This window comes from Rosenbergiella epipactidis (assembly GCF_018494055.1).
Classification (GTDB): Bacteria; Pseudomonadota; Gammaproteobacteria; order Enterobacterales; family Enterobacteriaceae; genus Rosenbergiella; species Rosenbergiella epipactidis.
The window spans coordinates 34,354-56,692 of record NZ_JABBFQ010000011.1 but is presented as its reverse complement, the minus strand read 5'-3'; the positions used below and the strand labels follow the sequence as shown (position 1 = coordinate 56,692).

19 protein-coding genes and 1 pseudogene are annotated in these 22,339 nt (G+C 48.2%); 4 read left to right on the top strand and 16 right to left on the bottom strand.

Annotated elements, in window-relative coordinates; genetic code table 11:
* Positions 1 to 237: 237 nt before the first annotated feature.
* The 3 genes and pseudogenes from HGT71_RS14750 to mutS all read left to right on the top strand — a co-directional run bounded on the left by HGT71_RS14750 (position 238) and on the right by mutS (position 5,500).
* Positions 238 to 1,140 carry a hypothetical protein gene (locus tag HGT71_RS14750; RefSeq protein ID WP_214218434.1) on the top strand — a complete coding sequence of 301 codons (903 nt, stop codon included), beginning with the start codon at positions 238 to 240 and terminating at the stop codon, positions 1,138 to 1,140.
* A gap of 742 nt (positions 1,141 to 1,882) precedes the next feature.
* Positions 1,883 to 2,230: pseudogene (locus HGT71_RS14745) on the top strand (cell filamentation protein Fic); the annotation flags it as partial.
* A 708-nt stretch (positions 2,231 to 2,938) separates the two neighbouring features.
* Entirely contained in the window at positions 2,939 to 5,500 is a 2,562-nt protein-coding gene (mutS, locus tag HGT71_RS14740) for a DNA mismatch repair protein MutS (RefSeq protein ID WP_214218433.1), read from the top strand.
* Between the two features lie 56 nt (positions 5,501 to 5,556).
* On the opposite strand, the gene rpoS is transcribed toward mutS, so the two are convergent.
* The 13 genes from rpoS to cysG form a co-directional block, all read right to left on the bottom strand.
* Positions 5,557 to 6,549, bottom strand: coding sequence for an RNA polymerase sigma factor RpoS (gene rpoS / locus HGT71_RS14735; RefSeq protein WP_062812130.1), 993 nt, complete (start codon positions 6,547 to 6,549; stop codon positions 5,557 to 5,559).
* A gap of 42 nt (positions 6,550 to 6,591) precedes the next feature.
* A complete protein-coding gene (nlpD, locus tag HGT71_RS14730) occupies positions 6,592 to 7,770 on the bottom strand; it encodes a murein hydrolase activator NlpD (protein WP_214218431.1) in 1,179 nt (392 codons plus the stop codon).
* 131 nt (positions 7,771 to 7,901) lie between these two features.
* Positions 7,902 to 8,528, bottom strand: coding sequence for a protein-L-isoaspartate(D-aspartate) O-methyltransferase (locus HGT71_RS14725; protein WP_048912557.1), 627 nt, complete (start codon positions 8,526 to 8,528; stop codon positions 7,902 to 7,904).
* On the bottom strand, positions 8,522 to 9,286 hold the full coding sequence (gene surE, locus HGT71_RS14720; RefSeq protein WP_099825851.1) for a 5'/3'-nucleotidase SurE: 765 nt from the start codon (positions 9,284 to 9,286) through the stop codon (positions 8,522 to 8,524). Before surE ends, HGT71_RS14725 begins: the two co-directional genes overlap by 7 nt.
* Complete coding sequence (gene truD, locus HGT71_RS14715) at positions 9,267 to 10,316, bottom strand: tRNA pseudouridine(13) synthase TruD (RefSeq protein WP_214218430.1); 1,050 nt, start codon at positions 10,314 to 10,316, stop codon at positions 9,267 to 9,269. The genes surE and truD overlap by 20 nt, the downstream gene beginning before the upstream one ends.
* Positions 10,316 to 10,795, bottom strand: coding sequence for a 2-C-methyl-D-erythritol 2,4-cyclodiphosphate synthase (gene ispF / locus HGT71_RS14710; protein ID WP_048912560.1), 480 nt, complete (start codon positions 10,793 to 10,795; stop codon positions 10,316 to 10,318). The genes truD and ispF overlap by 1 nt, the downstream gene beginning before the upstream one ends.
* Before the next feature lie 10 nt (positions 10,796 to 10,805).
* Positions 10,806 to 11,516, bottom strand: coding sequence for a 2-C-methyl-D-erythritol 4-phosphate cytidylyltransferase (ispD, locus tag HGT71_RS14705; protein WP_214218429.1), 711 nt, complete (start codon positions 11,514 to 11,516; stop codon positions 10,806 to 10,808).
* A gap of 15 nt (positions 11,517 to 11,531) precedes the next feature.
* On the bottom strand, positions 11,532 to 11,843 hold the full coding sequence (gene ftsB, locus HGT71_RS14700) for a cell division protein FtsB (RefSeq protein ID WP_048912562.1): 312 nt from the start codon (positions 11,841 to 11,843) through the stop codon (positions 11,532 to 11,534).
* A 118-nt stretch (positions 11,844 to 11,961) separates the two neighbouring features.
* Positions 11,962 to 12,258 carry a DUF3561 family protein gene (locus HGT71_RS14695; protein WP_214218428.1) on the bottom strand — a complete coding sequence of 99 codons (297 nt, stop codon included), beginning with the start codon at positions 12,256 to 12,258 and terminating at the stop codon, positions 11,962 to 11,964.
* A gap of 50 nt (positions 12,259 to 12,308) precedes the next feature.
* On the bottom strand, positions 12,309 to 12,914 hold the full coding sequence (gene cysC / locus HGT71_RS14690; protein WP_214218427.1) for an adenylyl-sulfate kinase: 606 nt from the start codon (positions 12,912 to 12,914) through the stop codon (positions 12,309 to 12,311).
* Positions 12,911 to 14,344 (bottom strand): sulfate adenylyltransferase subunit CysN, encoded by a 1,434-nt coding sequence (cysN, locus tag HGT71_RS14685; protein WP_214218426.1) that lies wholly within the window; start codon positions 14,342 to 14,344, stop codon positions 12,911 to 12,913. The genes cysC and cysN overlap by 4 nt, the downstream gene beginning before the upstream one ends.
* A 10-nt stretch (positions 14,345 to 14,354) precedes the next feature.
* The gene (gene cysD / locus HGT71_RS14680; protein ID WP_048912566.1) at positions 14,355 to 15,263 is read right to left on the bottom strand and encodes a sulfate adenylyltransferase subunit CysD; all 909 of its coding nucleotides are present in this window, start codon (positions 15,261 to 15,263) and stop codon (positions 14,355 to 14,357) included.
* Between the two features lie 8 nt (positions 15,264 to 15,271).
* Positions 15,272 to 16,687: a siroheme synthase CysG gene (cysG, locus tag HGT71_RS14675; RefSeq protein ID WP_214218425.1), complete on the bottom strand. Its 1,416-nt coding sequence runs from the start codon at positions 16,685 to 16,687 to the stop codon at positions 15,272 to 15,274.
* A gap of 217 nt (positions 16,688 to 16,904) precedes the next feature.
* Between cysG and HGT71_RS14670 the strand changes: the two genes are divergently transcribed.
* Complete coding sequence (locus HGT71_RS14670; protein ID WP_214218424.1) at positions 16,905 to 17,900, top strand: M28 family peptidase; 996 nt, start codon at positions 16,905 to 16,907, stop codon at positions 17,898 to 17,900.
* Here the strand turns inward: HGT71_RS14670 and HGT71_RS14665 are convergent.
* Genes HGT71_RS14665 through cysJ form a run of 3 tightly spaced genes read right to left on the bottom strand, consistent with a single transcriptional unit; the run spans position 17,897 to position 22,166 of the window.
* Positions 17,897 to 18,631, bottom strand: a complete 735-nt coding sequence (locus tag HGT71_RS14665) for a phosphoadenylyl-sulfate reductase (RefSeq protein WP_214218423.1) — start codon at positions 18,629 to 18,631, stop codon at positions 17,897 to 17,899. The genes HGT71_RS14670 and HGT71_RS14665 overlap by 4 nt on opposite strands.
* Positions 18,631 to 20,355, bottom strand: coding sequence for an assimilatory sulfite reductase (NADPH) hemoprotein subunit (gene cysI, locus HGT71_RS14660; protein ID WP_214218422.1), 1,725 nt, complete (start codon positions 20,353 to 20,355; stop codon positions 18,631 to 18,633). The genes HGT71_RS14665 and cysI overlap by 1 nt, the downstream gene beginning before the upstream one ends.
* Positions 20,355 to 22,166, bottom strand: a complete 1,812-nt coding sequence (gene cysJ / locus HGT71_RS14655) for an NADPH-dependent assimilatory sulfite reductase flavoprotein subunit (protein ID WP_214218421.1) — start codon at positions 22,164 to 22,166, stop codon at positions 20,355 to 20,357. The genes cysI and cysJ overlap by 1 nt, the downstream gene beginning before the upstream one ends.
* Positions 22,167 to 22,339 lie beyond the last annotated feature (173 nt).

Here is a 22,339-nt window from a genome sequence, read left to right as displayed (position 1 = left end):
AGCAATTAAATAAGTAAAAATAAAAAATTAATAGATGCTATAAAACGCTAATTTTTATAAAATCTCTATGAAATTATCTTATATACTGATAGTAAGTTTTGTGAAACGAAATGTAAAATATTTTCAATCTGTTCTATACATTAACTTTGTACTTAAACAATATTTAATGAGCTTACTCTATAAAATAATGTTCAATATCACCTTAACTCATTGAATAACTAGATATTAAGAGGTTATATGAAACTGAAAGAGGCATTGAGTATTGAGTTGAACAAATTGGTCAATGCGGATGATGCTGACCGTATGTACAATCATACGATAACGTCTAAGCATCTATTCCAATGCCCAGACCCTAGATGTGATGCACAAGTAACCTGTGCAAATTTAGATAAGCCTAAATCATTCCGTAAACGAGATCCTTACTTCATCTTCGTATCTGACCATATAAAAGAATGCCCAATCGGAGAAAGTATTGTTCATGAGTTAAGAAAAAGTAAAAGAGGCATGAAAGATCCTGAAGCTCTTTCTTATATTCACGATGAGGTTATCGAACTTAATTTTTCCTCAGGTAGTCGAAAAGTTTTAAAAAGTGATAATGGAGTGAATACAAAATCAGCCCTTACATCATCCAGAAAACACTTACAAAAAAATGCAGAGCAGGACTTAGATCATAAAAGGCATTCTCGGAAAAGGCTCTCTGGATTAGTCGAAGCTTTCTTGGCCGGCGAGGAGAGGTTTATAGAAACTGATGACGGACGTATTCATATAAAGGAGCTTTTTGTTTCTGTATCATCCCGACAAGATATTTCTTTGCTCCCTGACGAGCCTAAAGTATATTATGGCAAAGCTTGGCTTAATAAAATTAGAGATTTTTATCAAGTGAAATTTATTTCTGAAATGACGTGTGGCACATTAAAGTGCAAACCCACTTTTTTTATCCCTGCTAATTTAATTGATGATGAATCTAATTTAGTACGGACATCACGAGTTAATTTAGATAAAATTTCCTCTTCCAAACCAGCCATTTCCCTTAATATGTTTATATTTAGTTTTATGCCTCCCACGAAAAGTAATAAGGGGAATTATATAAATTTTCATTTAAATGACATGACTCACATTTACTTTAAGAGAAATAATTAGTGATAAATTTAATTTATGTTAGATAATCAACAGGAATAATATATGGATTTTTATAAAAATCCTCACTACATCTGTCAATATATTATTTTAATAGATCATATGGGTAGAATTAAATCGCGACAATTAAAAGCAAGACCTTATTGGTTTTCAAATCTTCCCATGCTTTCGTGCCGACAAAAAAATTAATCTTATTCACCGAGTACGGCGTTACCCCCCCTGCTTTCGAGGGCAACATTCTGCAAGACCTGAAAATCATCATTACACATAATTGACTCGGTATCATTACGCTTTTCTACCACCGCACGTCCTTTTTCAGTGCTCTAAACAAAAGGGGCTGCGCCTGACACAGCCATGCACATTAAGTCGTTTGCGCTTGCTACGCCAATATTTTATCCCATCACTACAGGCCTTAGCTTGGTAAAATCCCCTATTACCTACCTTTGTATATTGAATTTTATTATTTGTTAGAAAATGTGAAATTAAAGAGAGTAATAAATACCACTAATTCCTTAAAACAATAAGATGGAGATTACTAGCCAATGCCTAGTACTGAAAATTTAGCAGTCCCCCGATGATGCATTGGTCTATTAATGTGATAAATAAAAATTATTCTTACCTTAGAATAAAAACCACATTTTAATCTGCGATTTTGTAACTATCTGTTTTAAGAGTACTGTTTGCTATATTCATCTAGCGTAGTACTCCCTCTTTTCCCATCCCTCTACTAACATAGAGCATCTCAATGAGTCGGTGCCCTGTATCCAGCAGTGAAGGACAGTATGAGAAAGACTCTGGCGAGCAGGTTCTGGCTAATAAACTGGGTATTGCCGCTTCCGATGAAATGGATGAAGTGGAACTTGTCCTATTAGAACAACTCTACCAGTCTGTTTTCGAAGAACGGTTCCCGGAAGGACAGTTCAGTGTAGCCATACTAAAGAGCTGGCATCGCCGCTGGTTTGGTAACCTCTACGAGTGGACTGAACGAGAAATAGCGGTGAATATTAGCAAAGGCGGCTTTATGTTTGCACCCTCAGCGCAATTGCCAAAACTACTAGGCAAATTCACTGCAAGCCCTGTCAAAAGATTCACTCATCGGGCAAGCCCTTTAAGTAATACATCAAGTATAAAACGGTTGGCTAACAGGCAATATCCTTATTAGAAAGATAAACAGCTCAGCTGCATCCAAACTTCAATCAATTAAATAATCCTCTGCACCGAGTTTTATTAGTTGTGTTCTCACCGCACGTCTAAATGATGCAACGGCCTGGGTTCTGGATTGGAGTTGTTCTATTTGTCGTTCAATAGTTCTCATAGAGCCTTTATTGCCCAGAGGATCTAAGTCTTTGGCATAGTGGTGAATCGTTTCAAGGTGTTCTTTGACCTTCTATCGGTTCAGTTAGATACAACACAACCAACCCTTCAACTGTCAGAACTGCCGCTTTAGGCTTTTGACTTTCTTATAATAATCGTTTTTTCTCATCTTTCAGCTCAGACACCGGACAGCGCCCTATATCTCTGATGAACTTGAATTCTTATAACTTCGTACGGGCCATTGCAGGCAGGGTTTATGGAAAATTTCGACTTTTTACCTGTGACAGCTTATTGGTCACTGGGCTAGTATAAGGGTAGTAAAAGGTCTTGATATCCGAACACGCAAACCTCAATTTTCGCCCGTATCGGCTTTATTTCTGACCTACACTAACAAGCGGGATTTGGTAATTTTTTATGAGACTACGTGAAACCTAATGATAATAACCAAAATGATAATTCAATTTAAATTCAATGGAATAGATAGATTATGTCTATAACCGACAACGCAAATTTAGCCGCCCACACCCCGATGATGCAGCAGTATCTCGGCCTGAAAGCTGAGCATCCTGATATCTTACTGTTCTACCGGATGGGGGACTTTTATGAGTTATTTTTTGATGATGCACGGCGGGCTTCTCAACTTCTGGATATCTCATTAACCAAACGGGGATCTTCCGCAGGACAGCCCATTCCGATGGCTGGCGTTCCCTATCATGCGGTCGAGGGTTATCTCGCCAAGCTGGTACAGATGGGAGAATCGGTCGCGATTTGCGAACAAGTCGGTGATCCCGCGCTGAGTAAAGGCCCGGTTGAACGTAAGGTGTTACGTATCGTCACGCCGGGAACAATTAGCGACGAAGCCTTATTAAATGAACGCCAAGATAATCTGCTGGCCGCTGTGTATCAAACACCAAAAGGCTTCGGCTTTGCCACACTGGATATTGGTTCTGGGCGCTTCCTATTAACTGAAGCGGAAAGCGAGGAAACACTGGCAGCAGAATTACAACGCACCAATCCCGCTGAGCTTCTCTACCCTGAAGATTTTGCCGCCTTTCATTTGATTGAACAGCGCCGAGGCCTACGCCGTCGTCCGCTCTGGGAATTCGACCTTTCCACCGCCCGCCAACAACTGACTTTACAGTTTGGCACCCGCGACTTACAAGGATTTGGTGTAGAGCAAGCCCTACTCGCCTTACCCGCCGCAGGTTGTCTATTGCAGTACGCTAAAGATACCCAACGTACGGCATTGCCACACCTACGCAGTATTACCATGGAACGTCAGCAAGACACCATCATCATGGATGCCGCCACGCGTAGAAATTTAGAAATCACGCAAAATCTCGCGGGGGGGACCGATAATACGCTAGCCTCGGTACTTGATCGCACGGTTACGCCGATGGGCAGCCGGATGCTGAAACGTTGGTTGCATACACCACTACGCGATGTCGCGATAATTACCGCCCGTCAGCAGGCAATTAGCGAATTACAGCCGTTAGCCGCATCGCTTCAGCCGCTACTCCACCAAATCGGTGACTTGGAACGTATCCTCGCTCGATTAGCGTTACGCTCAGCGCGCCCTAGGGACTTAGCGCGTATGCGCCATGCCTTTCATCAGCTTCCTGATATTCAAGCACTGTTGGCCGAGACTTCTGGCCCTTCACTGAAAATATTAGCGGAACGCAGTGGCGAATTTACCACACTTCGTGAATTACTCGACCAGGCTATCGTCGAGACGCCCCCTGTATTAGTACGGGATGGCGGCGTGATTGCCGAAGGCTATCATCAAGAGTTGGATGAATGGCGAGCCTTAGCGGCAGGGGCAACAGACTACCTTGATCGCTTGGAAATTCGCGAACGCGATCGGTTAGGGATTGATACCTTAAAAGTGGGTTATAACGCGGTACACGGCTACTTTATTCAAGTCAGTCGGGGACAGAGCCACTTAGTGCCGATTAACTATGTTCGCCGTCAAACCCTCAAAAATGCAGAACGTTACATCATTCCTGAACTTAAAGAGTATGAAGATAAAGTCCTGACCTCTAAAGGTAAAGCATTGGCTTTGGAGAAGGCGCTTTATGAGCAGCTTTTTGATCAACTGTTGCCTCATCTTGCTGACTTACAACAGAGTGCTGCCGCGCTAGCGGAACTGGATGTGTTGACCAATTTGGCTGAACGCGCGGAAGCCTTACATTATGTCTGCCCGCAATTGACCGACCAAGCAGGGATCGATATCACTCAAGGTCGTCATCCGGTGGTTGAACAGGTCCTTAAAGAACCCTTTATTCCTAATCCCTTAACGTTACAGCCGCAACGCCGCATGCTTATCATTACCGGTCCTAATATGGGAGGTAAAAGCACCTATATGCGCCAAGCCGCATTAATCGCGTTATTGAGCTGGGTGGGGAGCTACGTTCCGGCTGAAGCCGTGACGATCGGCCCAATCGATCGGATCTTTACTCGTGTAGGGGCCGCCGACGATCTGGCTTCGGGACGATCCACCTTTATGGTTGAGATGACCGAAACAGCCAATATTCTCAATAATGCGACTCGCAATAGCTTGGTGCTGATGGATGAGATTGGTCGAGGCACCTCAACCTATGATGGGTTATCGCTGGCTTGGGCCTGCGCGGAAAATCTTGCCAGCCGCTTACAGTCACTGACACTGTTTGCCACCCACTATTTCGAACTGACGGCGCTGCCTGAGCAACTTACCGCTGTCGAGAATGTTCATCTCGACGCCCGGGAACATGGCGACAGTATTGCCTTTATGCATACAGTCAGTGAAGGAGCCGCCAGCAAGAGCTACGGGCTCGCCGTCGCGGCATTAGCCGGTGTCCCAAAAGAGGTAATTAAACGCGCTCGACAAAAATTACGTGAACTGGAGGCTCAGCCGACTCATGCTCCCGTCTCTGGGGCGGAGACGAATCAACTGTCTCTACTTGTTGAAGAAACCTCGCCAGCGATCGAAGCGTTAGAGACACTCGATCCCGATACGCTTAGCCCTCGCCAAGCGCTGGAATGGATCTACCGCCTCAAAACGCTGATATAAATTTTAGACATAAAAAAAGCCATCTTACGATGGCTATTTTTTCACGAAGCGGTCAATTACAAGAACAGTGCATCAAGGCTCAGACCTTGACCTTCTAAGATTTCGCGCAGACGGCGTAAACCTTCAACTTGAATCTGACGAACACGTTCGCGAGTAAGTCCAATCTCTTGGCCGACATCTTCCAATGTTGCTGGCTCGTATCCCAGCAGACCAAAACGACGTGCTAACACTTCACGTTGTTTCGCATTCAGCTCGTACAACCATTTAACAATACTTTGCTTCATATCGTTATCTTGGTTGGTATACTCTGGCGAATTGTCGTCATCGTCAGAAATCATATCAAGTAATGATGTTTCTGAATCACCACCAATCGGCGTATCGACTGAAGCAATACGTTCGTTAAGGCGAAGCATTCGACTGACATCCTCGACTGGCTTATCCAATTTCTGTGCAATATCTTCAGCAGTTGGCTCGTGGTCCAGAACTTGCGTCAGTTCACGTGCAGTACGTAAATACACATTTAATTCTTTAACGATATGGATAGGCAGACGAATGGTACGCGTCTGGTTCATGATAGCCCGCTCGATCGTTTGACGGATCCACCAGGTTGCGTAAGTAGAGAAACGGAAGCCCTTCTCAGGATCAAACTTCTCCACTGCGCGGATCAGCCCCAGGTTACCTTCTTCGATCAGGTCGAGTAATGGTAAGCCACGGTTGTTATAGCGACGTGAGATCTTTACCACCAAGCGGAGGTTACTTTCGATCATTCTGCGACGGGAGGCGACATCCCCACGTAGCGCACGGCGAGCGAAGAGGATCTCTTCTTCTGCAGTAAGCAGCGGTGAGAAACCAATTTCACCTAAATAAAGTTGCGTAGCATCCAGGACCCGTTGGGATGAATTCGGCGAGAAGAGTTCTTCCTCTGCGCTAGAAATTTCATAATCATCTTTAGAATCGCTGGTCGCATTCTGCTCTTCAAAAGCTACATTCTCTTGATCGTCGTAGTCAATATCATGTAACTCTTCAACTTTACGCGTATTCTGACTCATTTTGATGCCTCCTGGTCCTAGCAGAGCCAGAAGGCCCTGCATCTATCGCTGCGGTAAGTAACGCAACGGATTGACGGATTTTCCTTTATAACGAATTTCAAAGTGCAATCTTACCGAGCTCGTCCCAGTGCTACCCATGGTAGCAATCTTCTGACCGGCAGTGACTTCTTGCTGCTCTCTCACCAACATCGTATCGTTGTGGGCGTAGGCGCTGAGGTAATCATCATTATGTTTGATGATAATCAGGTTACCGTAACCACGTAATGCATTCCCTGCATACACAACTCTACCTGCTGCTGTAGAAACTACTGCTTGGCCACGAGAGCCAGCAATATCGATGCCCTTATTTCCACCTTCCGACGCCGAGAAACCATCAATAATGTTTCCTTTTGTCGGCCAACGCCACGTCGTAATTGGCGCTGAACTGGTCGTACTGCTAGCGGTCGGAGTGGTGGTCGGCGCCACAATCGGCGCGGCAGCACTTCCGGCTGCAGCAGCTTTGCTCGGTAATAATTTACTGCTTGATTGAGCAGAATTATTGCTGCTTTGTTCATCAGTATCTTCAGAATACGTAACTATTGGCTGTTGTGCAACCTCTTTGGGAACGGTTCTCTCAACATTATTTGCACTATTGTTATTAGTAGAGATGTTATCTGCTTTACTAATTTCATTAGGACCCGTGATGGGTTGTCCAGCACCATTACCAATCTGGAGGACTTGGCCAGCATTCAAGCTATAAGGGGCTGCGATACTATTTTTCTGTGCAAGATCGCGAAAATCGTTACCAGTAATCCATGCGATGTAAAATAATGTATCACCGCGCTTAACAGTGTAGGTGCTGCCGCTATAACTCCCCTTAGGAATATTCCCATAATTACGGTTATAGACAATTTTACCGTTTTGTAGCGTCACGGGCTGGTTGCTGATCGGTTGCTGTGTAGACTGCACAGGTTGGCTTGACTGGACCGGCATCACCGGTTGAGGTGCCTGTACGGGTTGAGTGGCTATTGAGCGTGGCGCACTTTGAACAGTAGACGATGTCGATGGATACTGCGCAACGGCACGTTGAGTGGAGCCTGCTGGTGCTCCGCCACTGGCACCAATAGCAGTGATTGGGGCTTGTGAATCGGTACTCTCTGAACTACATCCTGCCAAAGTGGCAGCAATCAATGAGGCGAGCGCCATCTGGCGATACTTGATACTGTTGCTTCCTTTGCTCATTCATTCCCCCATAAGGCTGACGACTATTGGTTGTACTATCCTCATTCGGACTGTAAACAACTTAAATGAAATTATCGTCCAATAGTAGCAGGCAACGCCAAGACAGGCTATGAGACGATGTAAGGAAAACGTTAAGCCAGATCACCTGGAATTAACGGGACGAACCGTACGGGTTCTATCATATCGTCGGTGAACTCTTCACCAATGCGTTGGATACGCTGTAAAAATTGCTGTTCCTCACCAACGGGCAGTACCATCACTCCCCCATCGGCTAACTGTGCCACCAGCTCAAGCGGGATCTCTGGCGCCGCTGCGGTCACAATTATGGCATCAAAAGGCCCGCGAGAAACCCATCCATGCCAACCATCACCATGACGTGTCGAGACGTTATGCAAATCAAGGTTTTTAAGCCGACGTTTGGCCGCCCACTGTAAGCCTTTGATTCGCTCAACCGAGTAAACGTGTTCAACCAAATTGGCTAAAATCGCGGTCTGATAACCTGAACCCGTACCAATTTCGAGCACCCGAGAGAACGGTGTTAAGCCCAATAGTTCGGTCATCCTCGCGACCATATAGGGTTGCGAAATCGTTTGACCATAGCCGATAGGCAGTGCGTTATTATCCCAAGCCTTATGCTCAAATGCCTCATCGACAAATTGCTCACGCGGCACGAGTGAAATCGCACGTAATATCGACTCATCAGCAATGCCATGCTGACGTAAATAATCAAGTAACATCTCTACACGCCGACTTAGCATGTGACTTGGCCCTCAACATTCCCTAACCATTCTGATAATTGGGAGACTGCAGGGTATGCAGTGAGATCAATACCTAAAGGAGTGATGGAAACATAGCCTTGTTCGACCGCATCAAAATCCGTCCCCTCCCCCGCATCCTGAGGCTTGCCTTGTGGCCCGATCCAATAGAGCGTTTCACCACGCGGGTCTTGTTGAGTGATCACCTTATTGGCCGGATGGCGATAACCACAGCGTGTCACTTTCCAGCCCTTAATCTCAGCCAAAGGGAGATCAGGGACATTGATATTTAAGACCGGACTTAACCGCAGCGGGTGTTTTGCCAGTATAGCCAAAATCTGGCAAGTCACTTCGGCGGCAGTGTCGTAGTGGGTTGTACCATTTAACGATACCGCAAGTGCCGGTAAGCCCAGGTGACGCCCTTCTATTGCCGCAGCCACCGTGCCTGAATAGATCACATCGTCGCCGAGGTTTGGACCCGCATTAATCCCCGAAATCACAATATCAGGCGCAGGGGCCATTAAACAATTGACGCCGAGATAGACGCAATCGGTGGGAGTTCCTTGCTGCACAGCAATATCGCCATTTTCATGGTGATACGTGCGCAGCGGCATATCGAGGGTCAAAGCGCTCGATGCCCCACTGCGGTTGCGATCGGGAGCAATAATACGAACGTCCACTGCGACATTACGCAGTGCTTGAGCCAAACGTTGAATACCCGGTGCTAAGACACCGTCATCATTACTCAGCAGGATCCTCAATCATTTCTCCCTGTAATACGAGTTCTCTCACGACACTGGTTGCGAAACTGCCTGCTGGCAACCAGAAATTAAGCTGTAAATGTTGGCCCTCAAGCCATGTCCAGGTCATATCGCGCGGACAAACGAGCATTGCGCGGCGCGCTGCATCGACACGTTCGGTAGAAAGCAGCGTGATAAAGGCCTGTTGCGTCGCTAGTTGCTGTTGTTCGAAGTCCGCGGCAGCGCCGGTCACCACTGTGTTACCTTTACCGACTAACGGCGCGGTGATGCGTAAATCACCCTGCTGTACACGGGATTGTGTTTCGCTAAATTCGTCTTCGCTTACCACAAACCAGCTGCCACGTCCGGTTAGCTGTACGCAATCTCCCACCCAAAGCGTCGACAAATTGGACTGTGCCGCCAGACGTGCACTGGTAACTTGGTTAAAGATATCACTGCGTATAGCGGAAAGCAGCAGGCCGCGCTTGGTACGATCTTTAATCCGTATTTCACCCGATGCCCACTGTTCAGCAAGCGTCAGGTTATGGCGGTCTCGACCAAAACGTTGTTCACCAAAATAGTTTGGGACACCTTGTTGAGCAATGGCGGCTAAGCGTTGCTCAACGCTGGCAATATCGCTGATATCACGCACGACCAGTTCGAAAAAGTTACCGGCCAAACCGCCAATTCGCACTTTACGTTGGTGACGGGCCACTTCCAAGATCTCCACCCCTTCCAAGGCGAAACGATCAAAGCTTGGCATTTCTTTACCCGGTAAGCGCGCACAGAAAGTCTGCTCGGTGACGGCATGACGATCTTTCATTCCCGCATAACTCACTTCTCGAGCCGGAATCTTTAAATACTTTGCTAAAGCGTCTGCGACAAAACGGGTATTACAGCCGGTCTTACGTAGCCGAATCAATAACTGCTCACCGTGCTGATCAGCAGTATAACCAAGATCTTCGATAACGCGGAAGTCACTTGCTGACTGTTTAATCACCCCCGTCGCGGTAGGCTTACCGAGTAACCATTGTAGTGGAGTCGTATCCATTAGCCGTCTACCTTTACCAGCAATGCGACAGCTTCACAGGCGATTCCTTCTCCACGGCCAGTAAACCCGAGCTTTTCAGTGGTAGTGGCTTTAACATTGACATCATCCATATGGCAGCCCAAGTCTTCAGCAATATTAATACGCATTTGTGGAATATGCGGCAGCATCTTTGGCGCTTGCGCAATAATGGTCACATCGACGTTGCCTATTGCATAACCCTTCTCTTGAATTCTACGCCAAGCTTCACGCAGGAGCCCGCGGCTATCCGCGCCTTTAAATGCGGGATCGGTGTCTGGAAAGAGTTTACCAATATCACCTAACGCGACAGCGCCGAGCAGCGCATCGGTTAATGCATGGAGGGCAACGTCGCCATCAGAATGGGCAAGAAAACCTTGTGGAAAGGGAATACGAACGCCGCCAATAATCAGGGGACCTTCCCCGCCAAAAGCGTGTACATCAAAACCGTGGCCAATACGCATAACAATGCTCCTATTGGTTTTTTTGAGAAAGATAAAAGCCCGCCAAGGCGAGATCTTCCGGACGAGTCACTTTTAGATTATCGCTACGCCCTTCTACGAGTATTGGCTGATAACCCGCTAATTCCAAGGCCGAGGCTTCATCAGTAATCTCTTTGCCTTGTTCAAGTGCTTGCTGCAAGCACTGTTTCAATAGCGAAAGTGGGAATAATTGAGGGGTTAACGCATGCCAAAGATCGACGCGTTCTACGCTATGTTTTACGCACTGCCCGCCAGCCTTAGCCCGCTTCATCGTATCCTTAACAGGGGTGGCTAATAAGCCTCCTACCGCCGAATGGTGGGTCAAGGCAATTAACCGTTCAAGGTCTTGAAAGGCGAGGCAAGGCCGCGCGGCGTCATGCACTAACACCCAAGAAGCCGTTTGATCGGTGATGACCGCTAAGCCCGCTAATACCGACTCTGCACGGGTTGCGCCACCGACCACTGTCTCGACGCGTGGATCACGCGCAATGGGTAATTGTTGAAAACGGTCGTCCTCAGGATGCAGTGCAACGATGACCCGCTTTATCGCTGGATGATCAATTAGCGCTGCAATGCTGTGTTCAAGAAGAGTTTTGGAACCAATAGAGAGATATTGCTTTGGGCAAGAGGATTGCATGCGGCTGCCAATGCCGGCGGCAGGAACCACAGCAATAATTCCCGTAGTCGAAACGGTTGTCATCATTGATTTTCGTCGTTGTTATTGTCCTGATGCCGAATTATTTACGGCGTTACGATTCTGTTCAGGCACTAAGCGAAAGAAGGTTTCACCAGGACGAATCATCCCGAGCTCATCTCGAGAACGTTCCTCAATGGCTTCAGAACCACCGTTGAGATCGTCAATTTCAGCGAACAGTTGGTCGTTACGCGCTTTTAATTTGGCATTAGCATCTTGATGCTGCGTAACTTCTTCGCTGACGCGACTGTAATCATGGATACCATTTTTACCGAGCCACAATGAGTATTGTAACCATCCCAGTAAAATAAGTAGCAATAAAGTGAGTTTTCCCATCCTTCCCCCCAACAGATTCGCTAATCTTCCCACAAGTTAGCGTTCGACTCCACTGTAACCTGTCGCAAGTCAGCGTTTTCTGACAACTTTTAGACCACGCAGTCAACTCACCATCGCTTTACCAGCCGACAAATGCATAAAAGAGTCCCCAAAAACTGCCACTGACTAGCAGCAATGTCAGCAGAAAAGTTAAGAAGATCTTCTGTTGTTGCCAAACCGAAATCGCCATCCCGGAGAAGACAGCCACAGGTAATAAAGCCAAAAAGAAAGGCCAAGTATAGAGGAAAAAAAACAGCACGCTGGCCCCGAACGCAATGAAGGGGGAAAGTATCGCGAGGAAATAAGAAAATAGGCCAAAGCAGCCCCCCGCAACGAGCGTTGAGGGCCACTCCTTAGGTAACGGGGGGCGCGTCATAACGGGGTCTGGCAACTCTGGCATAGCAATCGTAACTTATCCTTAAAGGGTTAAGCTGCGATAATAGCGCGCTCACGTAACAGAGTGATGATCTGCTCGCTCAGTTTTGTAACCAATTGTTCGCCATCTACTCGTAACTCAGGTGAGAGCGGCGCTTCATACCCAGAACCAATCCCTGTGAAGTCTTTGATTTCGCCTGCTCTCGCTTTGCGATAGAGGCCTTTCGGATCTCGGGCTTCGCAGATTTCAGGTGCGGTATCGACAAATATTTCGATAAATCTTTCTTCGCCAATTAATTCACGTGCCAGCTGTCGCTCACTGCGGTGCGGTGAAATAAAAGCCGTCAGGACAATCAGTCCAGCATCAGCCATCAACTTCGCCACTTCACCGATACGACGAATATTCTCCTTGCGATCGTCATCACTGAACCCAAGATCACGGCATAAACCTTGGCGGACATTATCGCCATCGAGAAGAAAGGTACTGATCCCCAATTGATGAAGGGCCTGTTCAACAGCACCGGATAGCGTGGATTTACCCGACCCGGAAAGTCCTGTAAACCAGATCGCTGCACCGCGGTGGCGGTGCAGCGTTTCACGCATTGTTGGCGTTACGGCATGTTCATGCCACACAATATTGTCAGCTTGCCGACTCATTTCAGGCTATCTCGTAAATTTTTAGCGTCCCAGTGTGGGAAGTGTTTACGGACCAGCTCATTAAGTTCGAGCTCGAAAGCACTGAATTGTCCGGTTGACTGCGCCACGTCAAGACTGCGTGTTTGATAGACCATACCGGCGCCGACGGTAACGTTACTCAGGCGATCGATAAAGATTAAACCGCCGGTCACCGGATTTTCTGCGTAAGGGTCTAGCATCAATGGCTCATCGAAGGTTAAGGCCACACGTCCGATAGCATTAAGCGGTAGACTCTCCGCCTCACTGGTGGCTAACGTATTGATATTCACTTGATGAATGATTTCATCGACTACCGCACGCGCCGTTTTACCGGCAACTTTGATTTGGTAACTTTGGCCCGGTTGTAATGCGTTCTCTCCCATCCATACCACATCCACTTCGGCGGCATGAGTCGGGCTTAATTGCGCATCGCCATCAACCAAGAGATCTCCGCGCGAGATATCAATTTCTGTTTCTAACACTAACGTCACAGCTTCGCCTGCAGAGGCTTGAGGTAAGTCGCCATCGAACGTGGTGATCTTCGCCACACGGCTGCTCACACCCGACGGTAAGACTTTTATCGCTTGTCCAACTGTCACGGTGCCCGATGCCACTGTCCCGGCATAGCCTCTAAAATCAAGGTTTGGACGGTTAACGTATTGCACAGGGAAGCGCATCGCTTGCCCTTCTACCACTCTTTTCACCTCAACCGTTTCAAGAATTTCAAGCAATGTCGGACCGCTGTACCACGGCATATGTTGACTATTCGCCGCAATATTCTCACCTTCTAGGGCAGAGACGGGAACAAAACGGATATCGAGGTCTTTTGGTAATTGCTCTGCAAAATCGAGGTATTGCTGAACAATTTCATTGAACGTCGTCTCGTTATAGTCAACCAAATCCATCTTATTCACCGCCACGACTAAATGCTTTATCCCCAACAGCGTTGAGATAAAGCTATGGCGGCGCGTTTGGTCGAGTACGCCTTTACGCGCATCGATTAACAGAATGGCTAAATCACAGGTCGATGCGCCGGTTGCCATATTCCGAGTGTACTGCTCATGTCCGGGAGTATCGGCAATAATAAACTTACGTTTTTCAGTGGAGAAATAGCGGTAAGCGACATCAATGGTGATACCTTGCTCGCGCTCCGCTTGTAAACCATCGACCAGTAAGGCCAAATCGAGCTTCTCGCCCTGAGTACCATGTCGCTTGCTGTCGTTATGCAGTGAAGAGAGCTGGTCTTCGTAAATTTGACGGGTGTCGTGTAATAGACGACCAATCAGGGTGCTTTTGCCATCATCGACGCTGCCACATGTTAAGAATCTTAATAAGCTTTTGTGCTGCTGAGCGGTCAACCAGGCTTCAACGCCACCTTGATCGGCAATTTGTTGTGCTAATGCATTATTCATAATCAGATCCTTAGAAGTAACCTTGGCGTTTTTTCATTTCCATCGATCCGGCTTGATCGCGATCGATGACCCGCCCTTGACGCTCGCTGGTCGTGGATACCAACATCTCTTCAATAATTTCCGGTAACGTCTCCGCCGAGGACTCGACAGCTCCGGTTAGCGGCCAGCATCCTAAGGTACGGAAACGGACCTTACGCTGTTCAATTTTTTCACCCGGCTGTAAGTCAATGCGCTCGTCATCGATCATCATCAACATGCCATCGCGTTCTAACACTGGACGCTCAGCGGCCAAGTAAAGAGGAACGATCTCGATATTCTCTAAAAAGATGTATTGCCAGATATCGAGTTCGGTCCAGTTAGAGAGCGGGAACACACGAATACTTTCGCCTTTATTGATTTGGCCGTTATAGTTGTGCCACAGCTCTGGCCGTTGGTTTTTAGGATCCCAACGATGGAAACGATCACGGAACGAATAAATACGCTCTTTAGCACGAGACTTCTCTTCATCGCGGCGAGCGCCCCCGAAAGCCGCATCAAATCCATATTTGTTTAATGCTTGCTTTAACCCTTCGGTTTTCATGATATCGGTATGTTTAGCACTGCCATGGACGAAAGGATTGATCCCCATCGCCACCCCTTCAGGGTTACGGTGCACGATCAACTCCGCCCCAATTTCTTTGACGGTGCGGTCACGGAATTCGTACATTTGCTTAAATTTCCAGCCGGTATCGACATGCAATAACGGGAAAGGTAATTTTCCGGGATAGAACGCTTTTCGGGCGAGGTGTAACATTACCGAAGAATCTTTACCGATCGAATACATCATGACCGGGTTGGAAAATTCTGCCGCCACTTCGCGTAGGATATGAATACTCTCTGCTTCCAGCTGACGCAGGTGAGTCAGTCGTTGTTGGTCCATACGATACCTCAAATAATGGGTGTAAGCGCTGAAGAGGAAGTAATCGACGCGGATGACTTCTGAAACCAGGCTAAATGCTTATGTAAGTGTACGACCTCGCCAATCACCACTAATGCTGGCGTAGGCGCTGCGGCCGCTAAGTCTGCGAGCTGGTCAAGACGCCCGGTTAAAACCTGTTGATTCTGGCGAGTCCCTCGCCCAATCACGGCAACTGGCGTCTCGGCGGCGCGTCCATGTTCGATCAGACGACGGCTAATTTCCGCCGCTTTCACCGTGCCCATGTAAATGGCGAGGGTCTGATCGCTTAAGGCTAACGCCGCCCAATCTGGCTCCCGTCCATCTTTACGGCAGTGTCCGGTAATAAATACCGCGCTTTGTGCATAGTCGCGGTGGGTCAACGGGATCCCTGCATACGCGGTAGCCCCTGCTGCTGCAGTAATGCCGGGCACCACTTGGAAGGGAATATTCGCCGCTACCGCGGCTTCAAGTTCTTCGCCGCCTCGCCCAAAAATAAAGGGGTCACCGCCTTTTAAGCGCACGACTTTTTTACCTTGTAACGCCAAGGTGACCAATAATTGATTGGTTTCTTCCTGTGGGACTGAATGAGCGCCAGCGCGTTTACCGACACAAATACGCTCTGCATCACGGCGGACAAGATCGAGGACCTCTTCGCTGACGAGGTGATCATAGAGCACCACATCGGCCAACTGCATAACTTGTAGACCACGTAGGGTTAACAGCCCAGGATCCCCTGGCCCAGCGCCGACCAGATAAATTTCTCCGCGCGCTGAAATGGGATCATCTAAGCTCTCTGCAAGCAGCTTTTCAGCCTGAGGCAGATTGCCTGCTGTGGCGTGATGTAAATATTCTCCATTAAACAGACGCTCCCAAAAGCGGCGACGATCCGCCATCCGATGAAAACGCTGCTTAACGCGATCGCGCCATTGACCCGCAAGCTGTGCAGCATCGCCTAACCGTGCAGGCAGTAGCGTCTCAATTTTCTCGCGTAGCGAGCGTGCCAACACCGGTGCTGTCCCCGCAGAGGAGATGGCGACAATAATCGGTGAGCGGTCAACAATCGAGGGAAAGATAAAGCTACAGCGGGCTTGGTCGTCTACCACATTAACTAATTTGAATTTACGTTGGGCATCTTGGTAAACCCGTTCATTTAATACCGAATCGTCGGTGGCGGCGATAACGAAAAAGACCTGATCGATGTATGACGCCTGATACTCTTTGGCTATCCATAAGACTTTTTTGTCATTAACCAGCGCGCTAACCTCTTCCGAGAGTTCACGAGCGACGATATGGACGATTGCGTTCGCGCGAAGTAACAGATCGATTTTTCGCGATGCAATTTCTCCGCCGCCAATAACAAGAACGGGGCGGTTTTTTAATTCAGCAAACAGCGGTAAGTAGTCCACACACACTCGGTAAAGTTAGTCTTTCAATGACTAAACTATATAAGCTTAATTGCCTAATGATGAAATGTTGTTTTGGAATGAGCAGTAACTTTATGGAATAAGCTTAGCGAATTTTTTGCTTAAGGCTGCGGCGGGATAATTCAGATAATTTGCTGAATGCCCCTGCGGCGATTAATGCTATTATCTGCGATAAGCGACTGTGTGGAACCCATTAAAAATGTTACGTTTATTGAAGAGTAAATCGGCCTTGGCAGCCCTGTGCCTCGGCGTTTCACTTACCCCATTCACCGGCTATGCCAATACTGACTCTAGTTTTGGTAAGGTGGCTGAACAACACACTCGCTATATTGCCACCTATTTTCCCGGCAGGATGTCGGGTACGCCAGCAGAATTTTTGACCGCCGAATATCTGTTACAACAGTTTAGTCAATTAGGCTATCGAGCGCAGATCCGTCACGACCCCGGCGCCGTGCGTCCGCTCTCCGCCACCTCGGTAGTAGCGGAACAGCCCGGAAAACTTACTGAAGAAATACTGGTCATTACCCATATCGATACGCCACAGTCCCACACTGCGCAACAGCGGCGGCACAATTTTGGCGGCCTTACTTTTCAGGGGATCGATAATAATGCAGCCAGCTTAGGCGTTATGTTGGAATTAGCTAAGCGTCTAGCCGCTCATCATCATGAATACAGTCTACGTTTTGTCGCATTGGGAGGGACCCAGCCGCCCCAGCAAGGAATAAATACCTATTTGCAACGTCTATCTGCTGACCAACGTAAAAACACGTTACTAGTGGTAGATATTGAGAACATCGTGGCGGGCAAGCACCTCGCTTTCCTCAGTGGTAATACAACGGCGGCAGCGGTGCGTAAACAAACGACAGACCGAGCCAAAACGATCGCCCAGCAACATGCTATTCAATTAATGACCGCGCAACTGGCGAGTCGCCGCTCTCGGACGCTTACGGCTTACGAACAAGCGGGACTCCCCTATCTACGTGTCACCGCATCCAATGCGGGAAAGCTAACGACCTTAGCGGCTGGCGAGACGCAATCCGTATTACATGATGATGCCGCTAAAGATAACTTGGCCTATATCCAGCGGCACTATCCACATCGATTGGCACAGCGTAGCCACCAGCTGGTGACTATCCTCACGCCATTATTGCGTGGCTTGCTGACTCCCACACGCACGGCAACCACCAAGCATTAACCTTCGTGTAATCCACATTCGCGTTTCAAGCCGAAGAAGCGCGTCTCTTCTTCACGCATACCCGGCTCCCATTTACGGGTGGTATGGGTATCCCCAACCGAGAGGTAGCCTTGTTCCCATAGGGGATGATAGCTTAGGCCATGTTTCTTTAAGTATTGATAGACTTGGCGGTTATCCCAATCGACGATCGGTAAGAACTTAAAGATCCCTCGCGAGACAGACAACACTTGTAACTGTGAGCGGCTTTCCGATTGCTCGCGGCGTAAGCCAGCAAACCAGGTTTTCACCTGCAGTGTTTCCAAGGCTTGGTTCAACGGCTCCACTTTATTCAGCTGGTTATACCGCTCAAGTCCCTCGACGCCCTGCTCCCACAATTTACCGTAGCGCGCCTCTTGCCAAGCGGGCGATAACGCCGCGCGGTAGACGTGTAAATTGAGCTGCAATTGTTGTTGCAGGCTATCGATAAACTGATAGGTTTCAGGAAATAGATACCCGGTATCGGTCAAAATCACCGGAATTGAGGGGGACTGCTGGGCCACCAAGTGTAAACTTACCGCAGCTTGGATCCCGAAACTGCTGGTCAACGCATGCTGACCAGGGAGATGCTCTAACGCCCACGCCACTCGCTCTTCAGCACTGAGTGGGTCAAGTTGCTGATTAACGGCCGCGAGGGCCGCTTGTTGTTCACTTTTCTCCAACAACACTAATTCTGCTAAGTTGAGTTCAGCCATTACGCCTCCACTGCGGCCCAAAAATCACGAGCCGGATCGACAACTTCACGGACGATGCCTGCACGAATGGTGTAATCACCAAAACCTTCGTGCTGTTCACGCTCAATCGCCCAACGACCAATAAGCTCGTCAAGGATTGAGAGTATTTCCGCTTCTTGGATATTTTCACGGTACATCGCAGGGATGCGGGTTCCAATGCGGTTTCCGCCAAGATGCAGGTTATAGCGACCCGGAGCTTTACCCACCAGCCCTACTTCGGCTAATAATGCCCGGCCACAACCGTTTGGACAGCCAGTGACCCGCATCACAATCGCTTCCTCTGCAACACCGTGACGGGCCATCAACGCTTCCACCTCACTGATAAAACCAGGTAGAAAACGCTCGGCTTCTGCCATGGCTAGTGGACAGGTAGGAAATGCGACACAAGCCATAGAGTTCTCGCGTTGTGGTGTGACCTTCTCCATTAATCCATGCTCGACAGCTAAGGCTTCAATCGCCTCTTTTTGGTTTTCAGGTACCCCAGCAACGATCAAGTTCTGGTTTGCGGTAAGACGAAAATCGCCTTGGTGGATTTTCGCAATCTCTGCAATCCCTTTCTTCAGCGGACGGCCGGGATAATCGAGTAAGCGACCGTTTTCAATAAATAGCGTGAGATGCCACTGATTATCGATCCCTTTAATCCATCCAAACCGATCACCACGCGTGGTAAATTCATAAGGACGGATAGGGGCAAACGTTAGCCCAGCACGCTTCTCCACTTCCGCTTTAAAAACTTCTGGCCCAACGCGCTCCAAGGTATATTTAGTTTTCGCATTTTTACGATCGGTACGGTTGCCCCAATCTCGCTGCGTAGTCACCACCGCTTGCGCGACGTCCAAGACTTTTTCCAGAGGCAGATAACCGAACTCCGTCGCGGTACGGGCATAAGTCGCTTTATTTCCATGGTCGATAGAAAGCCCCCCGCCAACCAGTAGGTTAAAGCCGACTAATTTGCCCTCTTCCGCGATAGCGATAAAGTTCAGGTCGTTCGCGTGCAGGTCCACATCATTGTGGGGAGGGATCACCACCGTAGTCTTAAACTTGCGAGGAAGGTAAGTTTCGCCAAGGATAGGTTCTTGATCCGTGGTAGCCACTTTTTCTTTATCCCACCAGATTTCCGCATAGGCACGGGTCTGTGGCAGCAGATGCTCGGAGATTTTCTTTGCCCACTCGTAGGCTTCTTGATGCAGAGCCGATTCTACCGGGTTTGAGGTACAAAGAACGTTACGGTTTACGTCGTTGGCCGTCGCCAACGCGTCGAGGCCGACTTCGTGCAGCATTTGATGCACCGGCTTAACGTTTTTCTTCAAAATACCGTGGAACTGAAAGGTTTGACGGTTGGTTAAGCGAATACTGCCATAAATTGTTTTCTCTTCCGCGAAGCGATCAATCGCTAGCCATTGCTGGGGCGTAATAATACCGCCAGGTAAACGGCAACGCAGCATCATAGCGTGACGTGGCTCTAGCTTCTGCTCGGTCCGCTCGGCACGGATGTCACGATCATCTTGTTGATACATGCCATGAAAGCGGATGAGTAGGTAGTTATCACCGTTAAAGCCACCGGTCAGACCATCATTAAGATCTTCTTTAATGGTCCCACGTAGGAAATGACTCTCTTTCTTCAGACGCTCAGCATCGGATAGTTTACCCTCTACGACTAAAGGGCCAGGATATTTTGTACTCATTAGTAGACATCTCTCTGATAGCGACGAGCAATGCGCAAATCGCTCAAATATTCGTCTGCAGACTCACTGTCCATCGCACCATATTGAGCAATAATCTCTAATAAAGTGTTTTCGACATCTTTTGCCATACGGGTAGCATCGCCACAGACATAGATATGGGCACCTTGTTCAATCCAGCGCCACACTTCCTCACCCTGTTCACGAAGTTTATCTTGGACGTAAACTTTTTCTACTTGGTCCCTTGACCAAGCAAGATCGATCCGAGTGAGTAGTCCTTGTTTAACGTACTTCTGCCATTCCACTTGATAGAGAAAATCTTCCGTGAAATGCGGGTTACCGAAGAATAACCAGTTAGGGCCTTCTGCCCCATCGTTATCCCGCTGTTGAATAAATGAACGGAAAGGCGCAATACCAGTCCCTGGACCGATCATAATGACCGGTGTATCCCCTTCAGCAGGTAAGCGGAAGTTATCGTTATGCTCGATAAAAATTTCAATCTCATCATCTTCTTGCAACTGATCGGCCAGATAACCTGAGGCACCACCGCTGCGCGCGCGCCCCTCGATATCATAACGCACCACACCAACGGTAATATGCACTTCGTCTTCAACTTCCGCTTGTGACGACGAGATAGAGTAAAGACGCGGCGTCAACGGGCGCAGAAGCTCGACCAGCTGCTGAGCCGTGAGCGGTGCCGGTGCATGGCGGATCATATCAACGATAGGCCATTGTTGAGCAAATTTTTGCAGGGCACTTTTATCACTGACTAAGCCCAGCAACGATTCATTTGCTGAGAGATGGGCGTAACTTTCAACGATTTTACTGCTGTTAACCGTTAACTCTAAACGGCTACGCAGTGCCTCACTGATCGATAAGGTGGCACCCTCGACGCTAACGGTTTCCGTTGCGTCAATCCATAACAATTCGAGGAGTTCACTGACTAAGGCTGGATCGTTTTTAAACCACACGCCTAATGCGTCGCCTGCTTGATAGCGTAATCCCGATTCACTGATATCGATCTCAATATGGCGAATATCCCGATCAGATTCACGACCGGTAATTTTCTGACTGACCGCAAGCGTTGCGCTAAGCGGCGCTTCTTTGCTGTATGGCGTACTGTCTAAAATATCACTGGCCCCTGAGGCGACCTGTGAAACAGCCTGTGGTGAACTGGTCGGGACCAGCGCTTTAAGGCTCGCGACGACCTCAGAGCGCCACTGCTCTGCTGCCTGAGCATAATCGACGTCCGCATCAACACGGGGTAACAAACGCTCTGCGCCGAGCGAAGATAATTGCTGATCAAAATCTTTTGCCGCTTGGCAGAAGAATTCATAAGACGAATCGCCCAATCCGAAGACAGCAAAGCGCACATCAGGTAATGCGGGGGCTTTTTTCGAATGCAGATATTTATGGAAAGCCACCGCTTCTTCTGGCGCTTCCCCTTCACCTTGGGTGGAGGTCACGACTACGACAATCTTCTCTGCCGCGATTTGCTTGAATTTATAATCCGCTGCATTGACCAAATTGACCTGAAGCTGCACACCCAGTAAATCGTCACGGAGCTGCTCCGCCAATCGTCGGGCGTTGCCGGTTTGTGAAGCAGAAATCAAGGTAATACTCGGTTGCTCGACTGCCGGTGCAGTTGGGGTAGCTGTTTCAGGGCTGCTAGAAACGGCCGAGGAATCGCCAAGACGTCCCCAACAATACCCGGAGATCCACGCGAGTTGATGGGATGTCAGTTCTTGAGTCACGTCTTGTAAGCGGGCGAGTTGCTCCGCGCTAAGCGGCAGCTGAGGGGCTTGATTGGTCATTGCTTATCGTATTCCAGTGCCAAGGGCAAAAATATCAGTAAGTGTAGAGTAACCGTACGATTATTACTGATAAAGACAGCTTAAGCATATTAAATAACTAAATACACTAACTCGTTTTAGTGCTAAGGCTTATCGATAAAACTGGTTAATCTTAAGAAGGGCAACAATATGGT

Bases quoted from the DNA above. Each gene is read 5' to 3' on its own strand.
- rpoS (WP_062812130.1), bottom strand. From the start codon at position 6,549: ATGAGTCAGAATACGCGTAAAGTTGAAGAGTTACATGATATTGACTAC.
- ispD (WP_214218429.1), bottom strand. From the start codon at position 11,516: ATGATGACAACCGTTTCGACTACGGGAATTATTGCTGTGGTTCCTGCC.
- HGT71_RS14750 (WP_214218434.1), top strand. From the start codon at position 238: ATGAAACTGAAAGAGGCATTGAGTATTGAGTTGAACAAATTGGTCAAT.
- HGT71_RS14670 (WP_214218424.1), top strand. From the start codon at position 16,905: ATGTTACGTTTATTGAAGAGTAAATCGGCCTTGGCAGCCCTGTGCCTC.
- cysJ (WP_214218421.1), bottom strand. From the start codon at position 22,166: ATGACCAATCAAGCCCCTCAGCTGCCGCTTAGCGCGGAGCAACTCGCC.
- cysC (WP_214218427.1), bottom strand. From the start codon at position 12,914: ATGAGTCGGCAAGCTGACAATATTGTGTGGCATGAACATGCCGTAACG.
- ispF (WP_048912560.1), bottom strand. From the start codon at position 10,795: ATGCGTATTGGCCACGGTTTTGATGTACACGCTTTTGGCGGGGAAGGT.
- cysN (WP_214218426.1), bottom strand. From the start codon at position 14,344: ATGAATAATGCATTAGCACAACAAATTGCCGATCAAGGTGGCGTTGAA.
- HGT71_RS14725 (WP_048912557.1), bottom strand. From the start codon at position 8,528: ATGCTAAGTCGGCGTGTAGAGATGTTACTTGATTATTTACGTCAGCAT.
- mutS (WP_214218433.1), top strand. From the start codon at position 2,939: ATGTCTATAACCGACAACGCAAATTTAGCCGCCCACACCCCGATGATG.
- HGT71_RS14665 (WP_214218423.1), bottom strand. From the start codon at position 18,631: ATGGCTGAACTCAACTTAGCAGAATTAGTGTTGTTGGAGAAAAGTGAA.
- truD (WP_214218430.1), bottom strand. From the start codon at position 10,316: ATGGATACGACTCCACTACAATGGTTACTCGGTAAGCCTACCGCGACG.
- HGT71_RS14695 (WP_214218428.1), bottom strand. From the start codon at position 12,258: ATGACGCGCCCCCCGTTACCTAAGGAGTGGCCCTCAACGCTCGTTGCG.
- ftsB (WP_048912562.1), bottom strand. From the start codon at position 11,843: ATGGGAAAACTCACTTTATTGCTACTTATTTTACTGGGATGGTTACAA.
- cysD (WP_048912566.1), bottom strand. From the start codon at position 15,263: ATGGACCAACAACGACTGACTCACCTGCGTCAGCTGGAAGCAGAGAGT.
- nlpD (WP_214218431.1), bottom strand. From the start codon at position 7,770: ATGAGCAAAGGAAGCAACAGTATCAAGTATCGCCAGATGGCGCTCGCC.
- cysI (WP_214218422.1), bottom strand. From the start codon at position 20,355: ATGAGTACAAAATATCCTGGCCCTTTAGTCGTAGAGGGTAAACTATCC.